Genomic DNA, 17,397 nt, shown 5'->3' on the forward strand with positions numbered 1-17,397 from the left:
TCATGGCGAAGATCAAGATTGCGCAGAACCCCACGTTCAGCGCTGCGGTGAGCATCCCCCGCGTAGGCGCCGAGCCGGTGTCGGTCGACTTCCAGTTCCGCTACTTCGATCGCACTGATCTGGCCAAGCTGTACGACGGCTGGAATCAGGCGGCCGAGGAGAATGCCGAGAAGGCCAAGACCGAGGGCTGGACGCTCGAGCAATTCACTGCGCGCCAGTTGGAATTGCAGGCCGAGCAGATCAAGGTTGTCACGACCGGCTGGAGCTTCGACGACGAGTTCACCGACGAAGCCATCGCGGCCCTGGTGTCGACTTGCGTCGGCGCGCCTCAGGCTGTTCTCGATGCCTATCAGGAAGCCTACAGGCCGGCCCGCCTGGGAAACTGAAGGCGGCGGCGCGAGCCCTGTACGAGCAAGGCCCGTCCGCCGAACAGCTGGCATTCCTGGGCCTGACCTTGGACGACATTGAAGTCGAGGAGGTGGAGGTCTGGCCGGATGTATGGCCGGCCTTCTGCCTGTTCGAAGCCCTGGGCACTCAATGGCGCCTGGGTCCGGGAGGTCCGTCTGGCCTCGACTACACCGCCATCCCCGATACCGCCAAGATGATTGGCCTGAAGCGCCGCGAGCTGGCCGAGGCATTCCACGACCTGCGCGTCATGGAGAACGAGGCGCTGGCGGTGATGGCTGAGGCGGCGGAGTAGAGCAGCAGCGGCCTAGCCGCAGGAGAGAAGCATGGGCAAGACCACAGAGACCATCCACTGCCGAGTTGATACGTTCAGTCTGAGCGCGCGCGAGATCACTGCCGCACTTCGCCTCAAGTACGGCAATGATCCAGCTTTTGATGATGGAGAAATGACCCGCATGCATCTGGAGAAGCTTCTGCCAGATGTTGAAGGCTATGGAGATACCACCATCGAATTCACGACGGTGCTCAGCTAGGCTGCTTGGCTTCCTGCGCCTCCTCTAAAGCCAGCAGCCTTTTATCGATATCGGTAATCGCAGCTACGAGCCGATTGAAGCAGTCAGCAGCGCTCTGCGCGTCTGGCCGCCCAGATCCGACCGACCTCATCGTCTGGTTGAATTTTTGGACCGCCGAATTCAATTCGCTAACGACCTTTTTGCTGTTTTGCATGGAATTTCCTTGTAGCGCATGCCCCAGTCCATGGGCTTTCCGGCAACGGACCAGGGCGGTTCGTTGGAGGTGCAACGCTACTACGCGGGATGATGGCGCGGTACTGGCTTTCCATCCACGCTGGATGCACGGACAGGGTGATGGCGTGGTAGATTCGCATCTTCAAAAAGGAGGATGTGCATGAAGGGCATGGTGCTGGTTGGCGTGGCAAGTTTGGCGCTCGCGGGTTGCTTCGATAAGGGTGAAACCAATACAGCGCTGTCAGGCGCAAAGAAAGCTGTGTCTGAGATCAAGGTGTCCAATGTGTCGCCGGACATGACGGTAAAGTCATGGTGGGCATTGAAAGACGCTGGCATTCGTTTGAATGACGAGCTTTGTACAGAGCTCGTCAAGTCGCGTGCGGAATTGGAAGAAAAAACCAAGGCTATCGCTGACGACGAATTGAATTTCGGTACGACATGCTCAACGGTTACCGATAGGTACGAGCGGAAGATAGAGTCTGTTGATGTCCAGTCAGATACTCGTGCAATTGTCACCGCATTGATTAAGAACACGACCCCGCCTGATCCTGGGGCCTCCCTTGATAGCGAGGAGCAGGCAAACAAGGAAAAGGGCTATGCGTTTAAATATCTCCTTGAGCGATCAGACGCAAACTCTGGCTGGTCAATTTCACAGGTTTCAAAAATGGCTTTTTACTCGCGTTCCTGGGATGACGTATACAAGAAGCCTAAGCCTTACAATCATATTTACGTGAACGAAAATGATCAGTAAGCACTGATAGCATCAAACGAGCCGCCTTAGGGCGGCTTTTTTGTTGGTGGAGAATATATGAGCCAGGGCGATATTGCTGTTCTGAAAGTCAAGGTAGAGTCAGCTGAAGCGGAGGCGGCCGCTGAAGACCTGGACAAGCTGGCAAGCGCGGGAGAGCGGGCCGAGAAGTCTGCGGCCGGAGTCGGCCTGCAAGCGAAGACGACCGGTGTCTCAATCAAGGACTTGTCTGGGAGTGCCCAGGCCGCCGAGCGCGCCATGGATGGCTATTCACGGCAGGCCCAGGCCGCTGGAATGTCGACAAAGGCGTACGTTAACGCTTTGCGCGGCGTCCCTGCCCAGTTCACCGATATTGTTGTATCTCTTCAGGGCGGCATGAATCCGTTTACTGTCTTGCTCCAGCAAGGCGGGCAACTGAAGGATCAGTTTGGCGGAATAGGCCCGGCCGCCAGGGCCCTTGGAGGCTACGTCGCCGGCCTGGTAAACCCTTTCACGATAGCGGGCGCTGCAGTTGCAGGACTGGGGATTGCTTATTACAAGGGCTCTCAAGAGGCAGATGAGTTTCGCAAGTCTCTTGTGCTCACTGGCAACGCAGCGGGAAGCAATGCTGGCGCTCTGGCTGACCTTTCCAGGCAGATCAGCACAACTGTAGGCACCACCGGCGCCGCCGCCGATGTGTTAGCGCAATTGGCTGGCAACGGGAAAATTGCTGGCGACAGTTTCGGTGTCGTGGCGACAGCGGCTCTGCAAATGCGCGATGCTACCGGCCGCGCAGTAGAGGAAACTGTCGCAGAGTTCGTCAAGATAGGTAAAGATCCTGTCGCGGCCGCTCGCGAACTCAATGAGCAGTACAACTTCCTCACTGCGAGCACCTACGCCCAGATCGTTGCCCTTAGGCAGCAGGGGGACACTGTCGGTGCTGCCAAGCTGCTCACAGATACCTACGCGCAGACCATCGATTCAAGGACCAGGGAAATCACTGAGAACCTGGGATGGATTGAGCGGGCCTGGCGTGGAGTTTGGGGTGCGGCAAAGGGTGCGGGAGATGCCGCGCTTAGCTTCGGACGATCGCAAGGATTGGCTGATCAGCTGGCCGAGGCGCGAGAGGAGTTGGGCAAGCTCGAAAGGAGTGCTGAGGGTAATCCCATAGTAGCGAGCGGGTCTCAGGCGAGATCAGACCTTGAGGTCGCCAGAAGTCGGGTGGCTGCGCTTGAAGGGCAACTCAAAACTCAGCAAGCAATTGACCAGGCCCAAGAGAACTACCGCCAGCGGCAACGCGACTCCATTCTTGCCCAGGAAACCCTGAACGGCCAACTGCGCACCACCGCAAGCAATCAGGAAAAGCTCGCGACCAGGCTCAAGGAAATCGATGCTTTGGCCAGCAAGTCGGCGAAAGGCGACGGCGGCCGAGTCTACACCGAAGCCGAGCTCAATCAGCTGCGCGAGGCCGCCCGCGAGCAGTTCAAGGACAAGCCGGGCCCGAAAACCCCTGCCTATCGCGAGGACGCCGGCACCAAGGCCCTCGACCAGGCCCGCCAGCAATACTCTGTCCTCCAGCAGCAGAACGGGCTAATCGGCGCCCAGGTGGGCGAGATGCAGAAGTTGGGAGAGGCTGGCCAGGCCCTGGTGCGCTGGGAGCAGCAGCTGGCCGACATCAAGGACAAGCAGACGCTCACCGCCGACCAGAAATCGCTGCTGGCGAACCAGGACCTGATCACCGCCCAGCTGAAGCGCAACGCCGCGCTCGAGCGCGAGATGCAGCTACGCAAGGTGGCCACCGAGGAGGCGCAGAAGCTTGCGGCCTTCGAGAGCAACCTGAACAGCCAGTTGCAGCGCGCCTCGGTGGGCCTGAGCAACAACCTGGCCGGCATGGGCCTGGGCGATGTCGCCCAGCAGCGCCTGCAAGAGCGCTTCAGCATCGAGCAGCAGTACCAGCAGCAGATGGACAACCTGCTGCAGCAACGCAACGAGGGGAGGATAAGCGAATCCCTGTACCAGAAGGAAAATGCCGCACTGCAAAGCGCGCTGGATCAGCGCCTGGCAATGCAGGAGCAGTACTACCTGCGCGTCGACGAGCAGCAATCCGACTGGTCGCTGGGCGCGCGCGCCGCGTTCAGCACCTACCTGGAGCAGGCGCAGAACGTCGCCGGGCAAACGCGAAACCTGTTCACCAACGCCTTCAGCAACATGGAAGACGCCGTGGTCACCTTCGTGAAGACCGGCAAGCTGTCGTTCAAGGACTTCGCTGACGGGGTGATCGAGGACCTAATCCGCATCCAGGTGCGTCAGGCGGCGGCAGGCTTCCTTGGCTCGGCATTCGGTTTCCTGACCGGTGGAAGTCAGGCGTTGGGGCAGGGCACCATGACTGGCTACAGCGAAACGATCGCCTCTTCAGGCTTCTCGGGCGGCGGCTACACGGGTGACGGCGGTAAGTTTGAGCCGAAGGGCGTGGTGCACGGCGGCGAATTCGTCCTCCGCAAGGAGGTGGTTGCTCTGCCTGGCATGCGTAACTACCTCGAAGGCCTCAACGTCAGGGGCTATGCCTCGGGCGGATTCGTGACACCGCGCATTGCTTCAAATGCGTCGTCCTACGCCGGCAGCCAGCCTGATGCGTCTACGGGGCAGATGCCGGCGATCCACCAGGACATCACGGTCCAAGGCACCGCCGACGAAGCGACCCTGGCCCGGATACAGCAGGCCGCACAGAAAGGCGCTCAGGACGGCTACAACCTAGTCCTTCGCGACTTCAAGATGAATGGCCCGGCGCGGCAGCTCATCGCCCGCAACCGATAGCAAAAAGGAGTACTGCATGGCTATCCAATGGCCGGCATCGCTGCGCCCGTCTGAAATGACGTGGGGCTTGGTCAACAACAGCCGCGCCTTCACCTCGACGCTCTCGAACGCCCAGCAGATTGTTGGGCAGCCGGGGGCGTATTGGCAGTGCACCATTACGTTCGGGCTCCTCACGCGAAAGCAGGAGCGGCAGCTGACTTCGTTTCTCGGGGAGCTGGATGGGATGTTCGGCACGGTCAACGTGCCGGCATTCACTCGGCGGCGCGGTAACAGTGTGGGAGCGCTCAAGGTCGTCAGCGGCCCGTCGCAGTCCCGCTCAATCCAGGTTGGCGGCGCCACCCCGAACGCGCCGGTGTTCTCCGTCGGAGATTACATGACGGTCGGAGGCGAGATGTTCGAAGTGATCAAACCAGCCGTGGCAAACGCCCAAGGGCAGGCAGTGGCGCAGGTGAACAAGCGCATTCGCCAGACCTTGGAGGTTGGTGCCGCCATCGAATACCTCAATCCGTACTCAGAAATGCGCATGACCCAGGACACCTGGAGCATGACCGTGCGCCAAGCCGTGTCGAACGGCAGCTACCAGTTCAGGGAGGCCTTCTGATGCCCTCGACGTTCCCATTCAGCCAGAGCGTGGTCGATATCATCGCCACCGGCAAATTCCTCAGCGTGTACGCCTGCCAGCTCGACTTCGAGGATGGCCCGGTCTACGCGCACACCGGTACCGGTGACCTGGTGATCGGCGGCATCACGTATCTGGGGGTAGGGCAGTTCGGCGAGGTCGGGCAGTCGCAGGAGAGCGACAACTCGAACTCGCCCATGTCGATCGACTTGGCCCTCACCGGACTGGACAGCTACATCATCACTGAGACCAATATCCGGGGATGCCGCGGGCGCTCGGGCAAGCTGATGTTTGTCGTGTTCGACGAGCAGGGCAACTACGCCGCCGACATCCTGTTTTCCGGCCGAATGGACGCCGCCACCTTTTCCTATGCAGGCAACGGTGAGGACGGCAACAAAATCACCGTCCCGATCGTTGACCGTATGGCCGAGTGGAGCCGCACGGGTACCGAGCGCTTCACCGACGAGAACCACCGCGCCCGCCACCAGGGCGACCGATTCTTCTACGCCATCGCCCAGATGTCCGAATGGCCCATCTACTGGGGCTCCAAGAAGGACGCCCCGACGTTCACCTACGAGAAATAGCCATGCGCTACCGAGACTGGACCACACGCCTCAGCGAAGTGATCAAGGCCGCCTTAGAGCGGCCTTTTTCATGGGGCGACTTCGACTGCTGCCTGTTCGCTGCGGACTGCGCGGTGGCTGTGTGCGGTACCGACCCGGCTGAGGCGTATCGCGGCACCTACAAGACCGAGGCGGGAGCGAAGCGGGCTTTGAAGAAGCGGCACGGCAGCCTTGAGGCTGCCTGGGATGCATGCTTCGCCCGTGTGGCGCCGGCATTCATCCAGCGCGGTGACATCGCGATGTACGAAGCGCCCGGTGGCCGGTCCATGGCCGTGTACTGGGCAAACGAATTCTGGGCGACCACTGACGACGGGGTCACCCGCGTGGTGTGCGACCCGCTAGCTGTCTGGAGAGTCGAATAATGTCCGGTGGCGTCAAGAAGATTGCTCAGGTAGCTGTTGGTGCTGTGATTGGCTTCGTCCAGGGCGGCCCGGTGGGCGCAGCTATTGGCGCCGGCATGGCTTTCTACATGGCCGAGCAGCAGGAAAAGCTCAACACCAAGTCGCCTCTGCGCGACAACGAGCCTTCGGCGCAGACCGTCCGCTCCTCTAAGGCGCCGGCGCGCTTCATCTTGGGCCGCGTCAGCACCGGCGGCGTGCTGGTGTGGGCGCAGGAGCAGGTTGGTGGCCAGACCGATGGCGAGTGGCTGCACCTGGTGTACGTACTCTGTGAGGGCCCCGTCGACGCTCTGGAGAACATCTACTTGGGCGAGGAGGAGATCGCCACCTACGGAGAGCACGCCTCTTATGAACTGGTCGTCAACCCGACCCAGGTGAACGCCTTCCTCAAGGCCAACTGCCCGGACTGGAAAAACGAGCAAATCGGGCGCGGCCTATCGGTCGTTCGACTGTCGCTCAAGTACAGCGCCGAGAAGTTCCCGTCTGGCATCCCTGACGCACGCTTCATCGTGCGCGGCCGGAGCGACATCTACGACCCGCGTACAGGGATGTCCATCTACACCGAAAATACTGCACTGCATATCCTGTGGTTTCTGCGTAACCGCTGCGGCGTACCGGACGACGAGATCGTCTTTGAGACCTTCGCCAGCGGGGCTAACGTCTGCGACGAGTCTGTCGCCAACCCCGACAACACCGCCAGCCCGCGCTACCGGAGCAGTTGCGTGATCGGCGCTGACGAGCAGCGCACCAGCGTGCTCCAGAAGCTAGAGGCCGCGTGCGGCGGCCGGACCATCCGTGTCGGTGGGCGCTGGATGTTCCAGGCCGGGGCCTACTACGGCCCCTTTGACTTCGAGATCACCGAAGACATGGTGGTCGGCACTATCACTGGCAGCACCGAGCCGACTAATGACGCCGCGATCAACACCGTCCGCGGCACCTTCATCGATACCTCGCAATCGTGGACGGAGACCGACTATCCGGAGGTCAGCGTTGCCGAATGGGTGATTGAGGATGGTGGCGAGGCGGCAGAAACGCTGTCCTTCTCCTACGTCACCGACGCCTACCAGGCCCAGCGCTTGGCGAACATCGAACTGCGGCGCCGTCGTGCGGGCGGTACCATCAGCATTCCAATGAATTTCCTGGGCTACAACTGCCGGCCAGGCCGGGCCGTGCGTGTGAACCTGCCATCGCTGAACATCCTGGGAGAGTTCATCGTCACTAACTGGAGTATGGGCGCGGACCAAGGTTGTACCGCCCAGCTGCAGCAGTATGATGCAGCGCAGTTCGACGATGCCGTGGGGCAGCCTTACAACCCCATCGGCTTCATCAGCCTGCCAACCGGTGGGCTGGGCAGCCCGACCAACTTGGTCTGGACGACCGATGGCACCGCCGAGGTTGTGCAGGGCGTGCTGTCTTGGGTTGCGCCGGCGGGCGTCGTCACTGGCTACGCGGTCACCGTGCGTCAAGGCAATACGGCCGTCCAGGCGCAGCAAGTGCCGGCAACGACGCTGCAGCTGCCACTCTCGGGCCTTCCGTCTGGCAACTACACGATGAGTGTCGCCGCCCTGGGCCCGCTGGCGCGCTCCGGCGAGGCGAGTATCACGGTCAACATCGATGGGCCGCCCATACCCGAGGCATGCACGGTACAGTCCACCATCGACACTATCACGCTTTTCCCGAGCAACCCGTTGCACAGCCTGAATGGCGGCACCTACGAGTACTTCTTCAGTGAAGACCCGCAGACGCCCGCCGGGCAGGCGCTTTACTTGGGGCAGGGGTTAAGCCTGACGCACACGGGACTGGCCTTCTTTACCAACTACTACTACTTCATCCGTTCGCGTAACGCGTACGGTGTCAGCGGCTTCCTGAAGATCGCGGCGTCCACGTCGAACGACGTTACAGCCATGTTGGATGCATTGGCTGGGCAGATCGAGGATACGCAGCTCGGGCAGCATTTACAGGAGGAAATTGAGAAGATTTCGGGGGATCAGCCAGGCTCTGTGAATGATCGGATCAGCCAGGCCAAACAGGACCTCGAGGACCAGATCGGTGAGATCAGCGACCCGTTTGAGTATGTGGCCACTGACGCCTATGCCAAGAACGACGCCGTGCGCAGTGGCCAGCGCCTGTACATGGCAATCGCGCCGGTTCCCGCAGCTGCAGACGGAAGCAACTCGCCGCCGAACCCGACCTACTGGGTTGATATCGGTAGTGTCGCGGAAACTGCAAACGGCCTGGCGCAGGCGGTGGATAAGAACACCGCCGATATTGCAACGGTCGATGGCAAGCTCACTGTCACGGCCACCATGCTCCAAGCTGTACAGTCGGCCTACCGGGATGATGCCGGGGAAGGCGAACTCACTGATGCGCTTCGGGGCTGGGACACCTTGGCCAAGGTGTCCGATGAGTCGCGCACCCGGGCAACTCAGAACGAAGCGATGGCATCGCGGATTACCGGTGTAGAGGCGCGAGTCGACGGCAACACCGGCAGCATCCGCAGCCTGGAGCAGACAGTCGTCACGAATGAGCAGGCTACGGCCAGCAGGTTTACGGACGTCAACACCAAAGTCGGAACCAACTCGGCCAGCATATCGGCCCTGGAGACGACGGTCACCGACAATGAGTCGTCGACAGCGTCCCGTTTACAGACGCTCAACGCCCGTGTCGATAATGCGGAAACGTCGATCGGCAACGAAGAACTGGCTCGGGTATCTGGTGACGAGGCGTTGGGGCAGCGCATCGGCTACATGGAGGCGTCGTTCACCGCTCCCCAAGGTGAGCGTGACGACAGCGGCGAAGGCGAGCTGGCTGGCGCACTGAAGGGCTGGGAGAACACCGCCAAAATAGCCGAAGAGTCGAAGGTGCGGGCGTCCGAGATTGAAGTCCAAGCCCGCAAGACCGAGACGCTGGAGGTGTCGTTCAACTCCGGCCTAGACAAGACCAATGGCGAGCTTGGGAAGACGAACGTTGATGTCCAAAGGACCTCTGCAGCGATCCAAATCACCAGCCAGGCGCTGGCTGCCCTGGACAACAAAGCCAGCACCATGTGGTCGGTGAAGATGCAGGTCAATGCCCAAGGCCAGTATGTAGCCGCAGGTATCGGGCTTGGCATCGAGAACGGTCCGGCCGGGCTGCAGAGTCAGTTCCTGGTCTCGGCTGATCGATTTGCTGTGGTCAACGGTGTCAACGGCACATTGTCATCGCCGTTCGTGGTTCAAGGCGGCCAGGTATACATCAACCAGGCCTTCATCAACTCGGCTTATATCCAGAACATCGTCCTCGGGATGACGCTGCGCTCCCAGGCTGTAGATTCTGCCGGCCGGCCGTTGATTGAACTGAATATGGTCACAGGCGCGTTTACCGTCCGCGGGCAGGACGCTGACGGCTCCGTTCTTCTCAACAACAAAGGCATCTACGTGTACGACGCCAACAGCGTTGAGCGCGGCGCCCTGGGGAGGCTGTCCTAATGGCTCTCTATGGCGCACGCACTAAGGATTCGGCCGGTGTGGTAACTCTGGACACGACGGTAACCACCGTGCGGTCTGCCTACACCACGCGAGTGACCGGCCGCGGGAGCACCGTCGACCAGTACTTCGCAATCCCACAGATCAAGGCCAGTTCGTTCGTGGTGGTGACTCCGGTGAACCCCGGGGGCGAGCTACCTGCGGCATGGTGGACAACTGGCCAGTTGCAGCTGAGACGCCCCAGTACCGGCACCTTCAATGTGACGATCCTTGAATACAACGGTCTCCCGGACAAAGTCGCGTTATACGGATTGAGGACGCGTAACGGCTCGAGCTTCACACAGATCGACAACGCAAACCGCGTGCTGACGCTGGCCAGGAATGGCGCGTTCACCATGGGTTTCCTTGGTCCAGGAAGCGCGGTCCTGGATCGAACTGTCACCTTCAGTTCGCCTATCACCACGGTGGACCAGCCGTTTGTGTTCTTGAACCTCGATAGTCCAGGGATGGTTTACAAGTTCACCATGCGAGGGTCCGCAGGGAACTGGACGGGTTTTTCACTCAGTTGGTGGCCTGGCGTCAGCAACACGCAGAAATTCGTAGTGAGCTGGGTTGCGGGGGTATTCGGCTCCTCGGGCTCTGCTGGGGATTACGCACTGAGGCTTCGGGATGAAACTGGAGCGCAGATCTTCGTGACCACCGACAACCTGATCCTCATGAACGGCTTTCCAAGCAATGACCGCTTTGTGAGGAGCGGGTCTGATCTCGCTGATCCCCAGTACTACTGGACAAGCTACCGCATGCCCTGGACATCCAGTGCCCAAGATTACTTTCTGGCCAACTCGGTGATCGGTGGCCCGTTTTTTGACGGTTCAAGTTCATACGACAACCCGGTTGGATTCATTGGAACTGATCGTTCATTTCTTCAGGCCTACAGCGCCGCCAACAGCCAAACCTATGGCTCGGCGAATAACGGCCGAACTCTCTTCGCTGCCCGCTTGATGCGGCCGATCTAAAAGGAAACCCTATGCCTTGGTACAGAACTGGCACCGTGGCGATCACGGCTGGCCAAAATACGGTGACCGGTACCGGCACCAACTTTTCGGCAAATGGCAGGGTAGGGGATGCCTTCCTTGGCCCGGACGGGCGTTGGTATGAGGTGACCAACATTGCCAGCGGCACGGTGCTGAGCATTCTGCCGGCCTATCAAGGCGCAACGGTGAGCGGTGGTACCTACGCCATCACGCCGGTGCAGGGCTACACCAAGACCCTGGCCGACAAGTTCAACGATATCGCGAACACTTGGGGTTCGACTCTGGCTGGCCTCGGCTCTGTCTCGACCGAGAACGTGGTGCCAGTGAACAAGGGCGGTACCGGTGGCAATACAGCGGCCTTGGGGCGCAGTGGCCTTGGCCTGAAGTCGGCCGCCGTGGCTGAAATTGTCGGTACCGTCAGCCAGAGCGGCGGAACCCCGACCGGCGCCATATTTGAGCAGGGCAGCAACGCCAATGGGCACTACATCAAATACGCCTGTGGGGCGATGATTTGTTGGGGTGAGGCGACTTATACCAGCGGTATCACAACCGCAATCGTTACGTCCGTCTTCGTTTCGGCCGCTGGCTACACAATCACCTGGCCTGTGGCATTTGCCAGTTCGGCTCCCGTTGAGCTGAGCGGCGGGGTGACTGGCGGTTCATATCGGGTTATCTGCGTCCCTTATCGAGCGAACACCGCTAACGGAACAATGACCTTCCAACTCTACATTTCGTCCACAGCAGACGTGACATTCTCTTGGAAGGCCATCGGGAGGTGGTACTGATGATCATCAAGCTTTCTCCAGTCCGATCTGACCTGCAGCTCGCAGTGGTCAAGGCCGGCGAGACCCTGGAAGTGAACGGCACGTCGCTAGACTTCTCACGCTTGACCGATGGTGCGACCTTGCCTGCTGAAGCGGTCGGCTGTGAGTTCGTGATCGCGCCAGTTGAGCGTGTGAACGGCGACCTGGTGCTGACTCTAATGCTGCCGCACTCTGCCGATGCGCCTGAGATTGCCCGCTTCCCGGTGGACCTCCACCCAGCCGACGGCCAAGTGCAGCTTCCTGGTCTGGACATGGGCGAACGCCTGGCTGCCACTGCCGGTGTGATCGATTGGTCGCAGGTAATTACTGCCGAAGCAAAGGCACAAGCCGCTGCAGAACAGATGCTTGCCGCAGCTGTTGCCGACCTGGCACAGCGCCGGGCTGTAGCCGATGCCGCAATCGCCCCGCTGCAGGATGCGGTCGACATCGACGAAGCGACGACGGACGAAGAGGCGCGCCTCAAGCTCTGGAAGAAATACCGCGTCGCGCTTAGCCGGGTGCCCGAGCAGGAAGGCTACCCGAACAGCATCGAGTGGCCCGCACTGCCGGCCTGACCCGACCGAATCCACCGACCGCCGCCTGGCGGTATTTTTTTGCCTGGAGAAAACCCATGCGTACATCGCAGCGCGGCTTGTGCCTGATCAAGTCGTTTGAGGGCCTGCGCCTGCAGGCCTATCAGGATGCCGTCGGCGTCTGGACCATCGGCTACGGCACCACCCGGGGCGTAAGCGCTGGCATATCGATCACCAACGAGCAGGCCGAGCGCATGCTGCTGAATGACGTGCAGCGCTTTGAGCCCGAGGTTGAGCGCCTGATCACGGCGCCATTGAGCCAGAACCAGTGGGATGCGCTGATCAGCTTCACCTACAACCTGGGTGCTGCCAACCTTGAGTCGTCCACGCTTCGTCGACTGCTCAATGCTGGTGACTATGCCGGCGCTGCGGAGCAATTTCCGCGCTGGAACAAGGCGGGTGGCAAGGTGCTTCCTGGGCTGGTGCGCCGACGCGCAGCAGAGCGTGAGCTGTTCCTGGAGGCTGCGTGACCTGGGTTGCTGCGGTACCGGCCTGGGGCTGGTGGCTGATCGCTCTGATGTTGGTCGTCGGCGGCCAGCAGTACCGGGTGGTGGTGGCGCAGGGCGAAACCAGCACTGCCCGTAGCGAACTGGCCGATTACCGTCTGGAGGTTTCCGAGCGCGACCGGCGCGCCGCTGCCCAGGACAGACAGAAAGAACAACGCCGCCAAGCAGTGGCGGACGAGGAGGGTGAGAGTGCACGACAACAACTGGAACTGGCCCAAGGCCGCGCCGCTGCTGCTGAGTCTGCTGCTGGTGGCCTGCTCGGGGAAATCGCCCGACTGCGCGCCGGGCACCGAGCCACCTGCGATACCATCGCTGCCCAGCAGCGCCAGGCAGGAACCTCTGCCGTCGTGGTGCTTGGGGGATTGCTTGAAGAAGCTGACCGAATGGCGGGAGACCTCTCGACAGCGCTTGAGCGAAGTCGAATAGCTGGGCTGGCCTGTGAGGCTGTCGCCGATGGAATCCGCCATGGCGGTGAGTAGGTTTATAAAGGAAGGGAAGCGGTCGGCAGAACGCCGGATGCGGGAATGGCAGTGCTGCCATAAAGTTGGCATTACAGAGCCATGCAGGCCCCAAGAGGCCCTAAAGGATGACTTGTCGAAACGATGCAGCCCTTGTGTTTAAAGGGCTGCAAATTTGCCACGCAAGCTGATGGAGCTGGATCGTTTTGATTTGAAATAAACGCGATGACTGGGGCTGCTTTGCAGCCCAATCGCCGGCAAGCCGGCCCCCACAGTTACACCACAAAGCCTGAAGGCGGTGGAGTGCTTGTGGGGGCCGGCTTGTTTGCAATGGGGCAGTGGCCATCGCGCCAATTCCAGGTCGGATAGGTACAAAAGCGTCCTCGTTCGTTCTGCTGCAATGCATCTCAGGCGGCCGGCCTGAAACAGCGTGCTCACAACGACAAGGAACACCGACCATGCAAATGCCCCAGACCCTGAAGATCCGCAACGGCAACAAGGCCAAACCGACCTTTTCCGCACAGGAATATGCCGCCCGGCATGCCCGGTTGCGGGCCTACATGGCCGAGCAGGATATCGAGGCGGCGATTTTCACCTCCTACCACAACGTCAACTACTACAGCGACTTCCTCTACTGTTCGTTCGGTCGCCCCTATGCACTGGTGGTGACCCACGACAAGGTGGTGTCGATCAGCGCCAACATCGACGGTGGCCAACCTTGGCGTCGCACGGTCGGCACCGACAACATCGTCTATACCGACTGGCAGCGCGACAACTACTTCGTGGCCATCCAGCAGGCGCTGCCGCTGGCGTCGCGTATCGGCGTGGAGTACGACCACCTCAACCTGCAGAACCATGCCAAGCTCGCTGCCTGCTACCCAAGGGCCGAGCTGCTGGACATCGGTGCGCCCTGCATGCGCATGCGCATGATCAAGTCCGCCGAAGAACAGGCGCTCATTCGCCACGGTGCGCGGGTGGCTGACATTGGCGGTGCGGCGGTGGTCGAGGCGCTGCAGGACCAGGTGCCGGAATATGAAGTGGCACTGCATGCCACCCAGGCGATGGTCCGCGAGATCGCCCGCAGTTTCCCCGACAGCGAGTTGATGGACACCTGGACCTGGTTCCAGTCGGGGCTCAACACTGACGGTGCGCACAACCCGGTGACCAGCCGCAAGGTCAACCCGGGCGACATTCTCAGCCTCAACTGCTTCCCCATGATCGCCGGCTACTACACCGCACTGGAGCGTACGTTGTTTTTGGGCCACTGCCCGGACGAGCACTTGCGCCTGTGGCAAGCCAACGTCGAGGTGCACGAAGCAGGGCTAAAGCTGGTGCGACCGGGCATGCGCTGCTGCGATATCGCCCGCGAGCTGAACGAGATCTTCCTGCGCCATGACCTGCTGCAGTACCGCACCTTCGGCTATGGCCACTCATTCGGCACCCTCAGCCACTACTACGGCCGCGAGGCAGGGCTGGAGCTGCGCGAGGATATCGATACGGTGCTGGAACCGGGCATGGTGGTATCGATCGAGCCGATGATCATGCTGCCCGAAGGGCTGCCGGGGGCAGGGGGCTACCGCGAGCATGACATCCTGATCGTCAATGAAACGGGTGCCGAGAACATCACCAAGTTCCCGTATGGACCGGAGCGCAACATCATTCGCAAATGATGACAGGTGCCGGCCTCTGCGCGAACGAAGAGGCCGGCACAAACAACACAATAACAATTAACTGTATGACCTTCAGACCCTGCCTCCAATTAGAAGAACCAGAGGGTATCCGTCATGTCCAGCACCACCCTGAATGCTCCCACCCTCGCCGGTGCCTCCCAAGGCGCCGAACGCCAGGCCCTGCGCAAGGCCGCCCGTGCCAGTTTCATGGGCAACTTCGTCGAATGGTTCGATTACGCGGCCTACGGCTACCTGGCGACCATCATCGCCGCCACCTTCTTTCCGCAAACCGACAAGACCAGCGGCCTGCTGGCGACGTTCGCGGTATTCGCCCTGTCCTTCCTCGTACGCCCGCTGGGCGGGGTGGTGTGGGGCCATTTTGGCGATCGCCATGGGCGGCGCAACGCGCTGTCACTGTCGATCCTCATCATGTCGATCTCGACCTTCTGCATCGGCCTGCTGCCGGGGTATGCGCAGATCGGCCTGTGGGCACCGTGCCTGCTATTGCTGATCCGCCTGGTGCAAGGTTTTTCCGCTTCGGGCGAGTATGCCGGCGCTGCGGCGTTTCTCGCCGAATACGCACCGCCTGGCCGACGGGGGCTGTACACCAGCATCGTGCCGGCCAGCACCGCGGCCGGGCTGTTGTTCGGTGCGGCATTCGTCGCGGCCTTGCATGAGCTGCTCAGCACTGAAGACTTGCACAGCTGGGGCTGGCGCCTGCCATTTTTGCTGGCGGCGCCGTTCGGCCTGGTGGGGCGTTATATTCGCATGAGCCTGCAGGACACACCCAAGTTCCTGGAGATGGAACAGCGGCTGGAAAACAAGGCTTGCATGACGCCGGCGCCGATCCGCGAACTGCTCAGCCGGCACCGCCGCAGCCTGGCCATCGGTATCGGGGTTACCTGCCTCAATGCTGTGGCGTTCTACCTGCTGCTCAGCTACATGCCCACTTACCTGTCGAATGAAATGGGCATGAGCGAGCGTGACTCGTTCATCGCCTCGACGGTTTCGCTGGCCACCTACATTGGCCTGATTTTCCTGATGGGACGCCTGTCTGACCACTTTGGCCGCAAGACCATGCTGGTGGTTGCTTCACTGCTGTTCCTGGGGTTGACCGTGCCGCTGTTCAAGCTGCTCGATGGCCAGCCGCTGCTGGTGGTGCTGGCGATCCAGATCTTCTTCGGGGCGATGCTGGCGATGAACGACGGCACCTTGCCGTGCCTGCTCGCGGAAATTTTCCCCACCCGCGTGCGTTTCAGTGGCTTTGCCTTGAGCTTCAACTTGGCCAACGCCTTGTTTGGCGGGACGGCACCGTTCATCGCCACCTGGTTGATTCATGTGACCGGTAGCAAACTGGCGCCGGCCGGGTACCTGCTGGCGGCAGCGTTGGTGGCGCTGGTTGCCATGTTGATGTGCCGGGAAACGGCCCATGATGAACTGAAAGACTGAGGTATCAGTGCAACGATGCCTGCCGCCGTTCCCCCAGCGGTGACAGGCCAAAGAAGCGGCTGTAGCTCTTGGAAAAATGCGCCGGCGAGCTGAACCCGCACGCCAGCGCCACCTCCCGCACCTGCACGTCGCTGCGCAACAGCAATTCCCGCGCCCGCGACAGCCGCAACTCCAGGTAATACTGGCTGGGCGTGCGCTGCAAATACTTGTGGAACAGCCGCTCGAGCTGGCGCACGGTCACCTCGTTGAGGCTGGCCAGTTCCTCCAGCGCCAGCGGCTCCTCCAGGTTGGCCTCCATGATCGCCACCACTTGGCTAAGCTTGGGCTGGGCACTGCCCAGCAAGGTGCGCAACGGTACGCGCTGCCGTTCGCGCTCGCCGCGCACACGGTCGCACAGCAGCAACTCGGCCGCCTTGGCGGCGATGTCCTGGCCACCGGCTTCGCGGGCGACCAGCTGCAGCATCATGTCCATGGCCGCAACGCCACCGGAGCAGGTGTAACGGTCGCGGTCCAGTTCGAACAGTTGGCTGGATATGACGATCCCGGGGAAATGCGCCTGCAGGGCCTCGATGTCCTCCCAGTGGATGGTGCAGCGATAGCCTTTGAGCAGGTCGGCTTTGGCCAGCAGGTAGCTGCCGGTACAGATGCCCCCTAGCGGTACGTGCTGGCGGGCCAGTTGGCGCAACCAGTCGATCAGTGGCCGGTTACCTCGGCTGCGGTCGATCGGGTTGGCCCCGACCACGAACAGGGCATCCAGCGGCGGGGCCTCGGCGATGGCATGGTCAGGCAGGATACGCATGCCATTACTGGCCATCACCGGCGCTTCGCTGGCAGCGAGCAATACGGTGCGGTAGAGGGGGCGGCGGGCTGCCAGGTTGGCCATGCGCAAGGTTTCCACCGCCGACGCCAGGCCGATGGTGGTGAAGTTGGGCAGCACCAGAAAACCGAAGGTCTTGGCTGGGCAAGGCGAGACGATTGCAGAAACGGGGTGGACCATTGCGATCTTCCTGTGCAAGCTGAGGCGTGATTCGTCGGGGGCAGTGAAAAACAGGCCTCGCATGTTTCTTGTTGTTATGGGTCGTTGCCCG

At 61.1% G+C, this 17,397-nt stretch carries 18 protein-coding genes; 16 read left to right on the forward strand and 2 right to left on the reverse strand.

Features of this window, described 5'->3' with window-relative positions:
• Positions 1–2: 2 nt before the first annotated feature.
• The 3 genes from EGJ09_RS01220 to EGJ09_RS01230 all read left to right on the forward strand — a co-directional run bounded on the left by EGJ09_RS01220 (position 3) and on the right by EGJ09_RS01230 (position 938).
• Positions 3–386 carry a phage tail assembly chaperone gene (locus tag EGJ09_RS01220; RefSeq protein ID WP_125922994.1) on the forward strand — a complete coding sequence of 128 codons (384 nt, stop codon included), beginning with the start codon at positions 3–5 and terminating at the stop codon, positions 384–386.
• Between the two features lie 68 nt (positions 387–454).
• On the forward strand, positions 455–700 hold the full coding sequence (locus EGJ09_RS01225) for a DUF1799 domain-containing protein (RefSeq protein WP_371928058.1): 246 nt from the start codon (positions 455–457) through the stop codon (positions 698–700).
• 31 nt (positions 701–731) lie between these two features.
• Entirely contained in the window at positions 732–938 is a 207-nt protein-coding gene (locus tag EGJ09_RS01230) for a hypothetical protein (RefSeq protein ID WP_125922995.1), read from the forward strand.
• Here the strand turns inward: EGJ09_RS01230 and EGJ09_RS01235 are convergent.
• Positions 931–1,131: a hypothetical protein gene (locus EGJ09_RS01235; protein WP_125922996.1), complete on the reverse strand. Its 201-nt coding sequence runs from the start codon at positions 1,129–1,131 to the stop codon at positions 931–933. The two genes, EGJ09_RS01230 and EGJ09_RS01235, sit on opposite strands and share 8 nt — an antisense overlap.
• A 180-nt stretch (positions 1,132–1,311) precedes the next feature.
• Between EGJ09_RS01235 and EGJ09_RS01240 the strand changes: the two genes are divergently transcribed.
• From EGJ09_RS01240 to EGJ09_RS01300, 13 genes are all read left to right on the forward strand, one after another.
• Complete coding sequence (locus EGJ09_RS01240; RefSeq protein ID WP_125922997.1) at positions 1,312–1,902, forward strand: hypothetical protein; 591 nt, start codon at positions 1,312–1,314, stop codon at positions 1,900–1,902.
• A 57-nt stretch (positions 1,903–1,959) separates the two neighbouring features.
• Positions 1,960–4,692 carry a phage tail tape measure protein gene (locus tag EGJ09_RS01245; protein ID WP_125922998.1) on the forward strand — a complete coding sequence of 911 codons (2,733 nt, stop codon included), beginning with the start codon at positions 1,960–1,962 and terminating at the stop codon, positions 4,690–4,692.
• 16 nt (positions 4,693–4,708) lie between these two features.
• Positions 4,709–5,293: a hypothetical protein gene (locus EGJ09_RS01250; protein ID WP_125922999.1), complete on the forward strand. Its 585-nt coding sequence runs from the start codon at positions 4,709–4,711 to the stop codon at positions 5,291–5,293.
• Complete coding sequence (locus EGJ09_RS01255; RefSeq protein ID WP_096010339.1) at positions 5,293–5,895, forward strand: hypothetical protein; 603 nt, start codon at positions 5,293–5,295, stop codon at positions 5,893–5,895. Before EGJ09_RS01250 ends, EGJ09_RS01255 begins: the two co-directional genes overlap by 1 nt.
• A 2-nt stretch (positions 5,896–5,897) precedes the next feature.
• On the forward strand, positions 5,898–6,296 hold the full coding sequence (locus EGJ09_RS01260; RefSeq protein WP_125923000.1) for a hypothetical protein: 399 nt from the start codon (positions 5,898–5,900) through the stop codon (positions 6,294–6,296).
• The gene (locus EGJ09_RS01265; RefSeq protein ID WP_125923001.1) at positions 6,296–9,799 is read left to right on the forward strand and encodes a phage tail protein; all 3,504 of its coding nucleotides are present in this window, start codon (positions 6,296–6,298) and stop codon (positions 9,797–9,799) included. The genes EGJ09_RS01260 and EGJ09_RS01265 overlap by 1 nt, the downstream gene beginning before the upstream one ends.
• Positions 9,799–10,812, forward strand: coding sequence for a hypothetical protein (locus EGJ09_RS26500; RefSeq protein WP_177433132.1), 1,014 nt, complete (start codon positions 9,799–9,801; stop codon positions 10,810–10,812). The genes EGJ09_RS01265 and EGJ09_RS26500 overlap by 1 nt, the downstream gene beginning before the upstream one ends.
• Positions 10,813–10,823: 11 nt before the next feature.
• Positions 10,824–11,615, forward strand: a complete 792-nt coding sequence (locus EGJ09_RS01275; protein WP_125923002.1) for a phage tail protein — start codon at positions 10,824–10,826, stop codon at positions 11,613–11,615.
• Complete coding sequence (locus EGJ09_RS26900; RefSeq protein WP_305955509.1) at positions 11,615–12,208, forward strand: tail fiber assembly protein; 594 nt, start codon at positions 11,615–11,617, stop codon at positions 12,206–12,208. Before EGJ09_RS01275 ends, EGJ09_RS26900 begins: the two co-directional genes overlap by 1 nt.
• A 56-nt stretch (positions 12,209–12,264) precedes the next feature.
• The gene (locus EGJ09_RS01285; RefSeq protein WP_125923003.1) at positions 12,265–12,696 is read left to right on the forward strand and encodes a lysozyme; all 432 of its coding nucleotides are present in this window, start codon (positions 12,265–12,267) and stop codon (positions 12,694–12,696) included.
• Complete coding sequence (locus tag EGJ09_RS01290; protein ID WP_125923004.1) at positions 12,693–13,211, forward strand: DUF2514 family protein; 519 nt, start codon at positions 12,693–12,695, stop codon at positions 13,209–13,211. The genes EGJ09_RS01285 and EGJ09_RS01290 overlap by 4 nt, the downstream gene beginning before the upstream one ends.
• A gap of 437 nt (positions 13,212–13,648) precedes the next feature.
• The gene (locus EGJ09_RS01295) at positions 13,649–14,860 is read left to right on the forward strand and encodes a M24 family metallopeptidase (RefSeq protein ID WP_125923005.1); all 1,212 of its coding nucleotides are present in this window, start codon (positions 13,649–13,651) and stop codon (positions 14,858–14,860) included.
• Between the two features lie 114 nt (positions 14,861–14,974).
• Entirely contained in the window at positions 14,975–16,309 is a 1,335-nt protein-coding gene (locus tag EGJ09_RS01300) for an MFS transporter (protein ID WP_125923006.1), read from the forward strand.
• Between the two features lie 4 nt (positions 16,310–16,313).
• On the opposite strand, the gene EGJ09_RS01305 is transcribed toward EGJ09_RS01300, so the two are convergent.
• A complete protein-coding gene (locus EGJ09_RS01305; protein WP_125923007.1) occupies positions 16,314–17,306 on the reverse strand; it encodes a GlxA family transcriptional regulator in 993 nt (330 codons plus the stop codon).
• Between the last annotated feature and the right edge of the window lie 91 nt (positions 17,307–17,397).

Origin of the sequence: Pseudomonas sp. p106 (assembly GCF_003936645.1) — a bacterium.
Lineage (GTDB): Bacteria > Pseudomonadota > Gammaproteobacteria > Pseudomonadales > Pseudomonadaceae > Aquipseudomonas > Aquipseudomonas putida_E.

Bases quoted from the DNA above. Each gene is read 5' to 3' on its own strand.
- EGJ09_RS01220 (WP_125922994.1), top strand. From the start codon at position 3: ATGGCGAAGATCAAGATTGCGCAGAACCCCACGTTCAGCGCTGCGGTG.
- EGJ09_RS01305 (WP_125923007.1), bottom strand. From the start codon at position 17,306: ATGGTCCACCCCGTTTCTGCAATCGTCTCGCCTTGCCCAGCCAAGACC.
- EGJ09_RS01260 (WP_125923000.1), top strand. From the start codon at position 5,898: ATGCGCTACCGAGACTGGACCACACGCCTCAGCGAAGTGATCAAGGCC.
- EGJ09_RS01285 (WP_125923003.1), top strand. From the start codon at position 12,265: ATGCGTACATCGCAGCGCGGCTTGTGCCTGATCAAGTCGTTTGAGGGC.
- EGJ09_RS01245 (WP_125922998.1), top strand. From the start codon at position 1,960: ATGAGCCAGGGCGATATTGCTGTTCTGAAAGTCAAGGTAGAGTCAGCT.
- EGJ09_RS01295 (WP_125923005.1), top strand. From the start codon at position 13,649: ATGCAAATGCCCCAGACCCTGAAGATCCGCAACGGCAACAAGGCCAAA.
- EGJ09_RS01230 (WP_125922995.1), top strand. From the start codon at position 732: ATGGGCAAGACCACAGAGACCATCCACTGCCGAGTTGATACGTTCAGT.
- EGJ09_RS01300 (WP_125923006.1), top strand. From the start codon at position 14,975: ATGTCCAGCACCACCCTGAATGCTCCCACCCTCGCCGGTGCCTCCCAA.
- EGJ09_RS01240 (WP_125922997.1), top strand. From the start codon at position 1,312: ATGAAGGGCATGGTGCTGGTTGGCGTGGCAAGTTTGGCGCTCGCGGGT.
- EGJ09_RS01250 (WP_125922999.1), top strand. From the start codon at position 4,709: ATGGCTATCCAATGGCCGGCATCGCTGCGCCCGTCTGAAATGACGTGG.
- EGJ09_RS01275 (WP_125923002.1), top strand. From the start codon at position 10,824: ATGCCTTGGTACAGAACTGGCACCGTGGCGATCACGGCTGGCCAAAAT.
- EGJ09_RS01255 (WP_096010339.1), top strand. From the start codon at position 5,293: ATGCCCTCGACGTTCCCATTCAGCCAGAGCGTGGTCGATATCATCGCC.
- EGJ09_RS26900 (WP_305955509.1), top strand. From the start codon at position 11,615: ATGATCATCAAGCTTTCTCCAGTCCGATCTGACCTGCAGCTCGCAGTG.
- EGJ09_RS26500 (WP_177433132.1), top strand. From the start codon at position 9,799: ATGGCTCTCTATGGCGCACGCACTAAGGATTCGGCCGGTGTGGTAACT.
- EGJ09_RS01235 (WP_125922996.1), bottom strand. From the start codon at position 1,131: ATGCAAAACAGCAAAAAGGTCGTTAGCGAATTGAATTCGGCGGTCCAA.
- EGJ09_RS01265 (WP_125923001.1), top strand. From the start codon at position 6,296: ATGTCCGGTGGCGTCAAGAAGATTGCTCAGGTAGCTGTTGGTGCTGTG.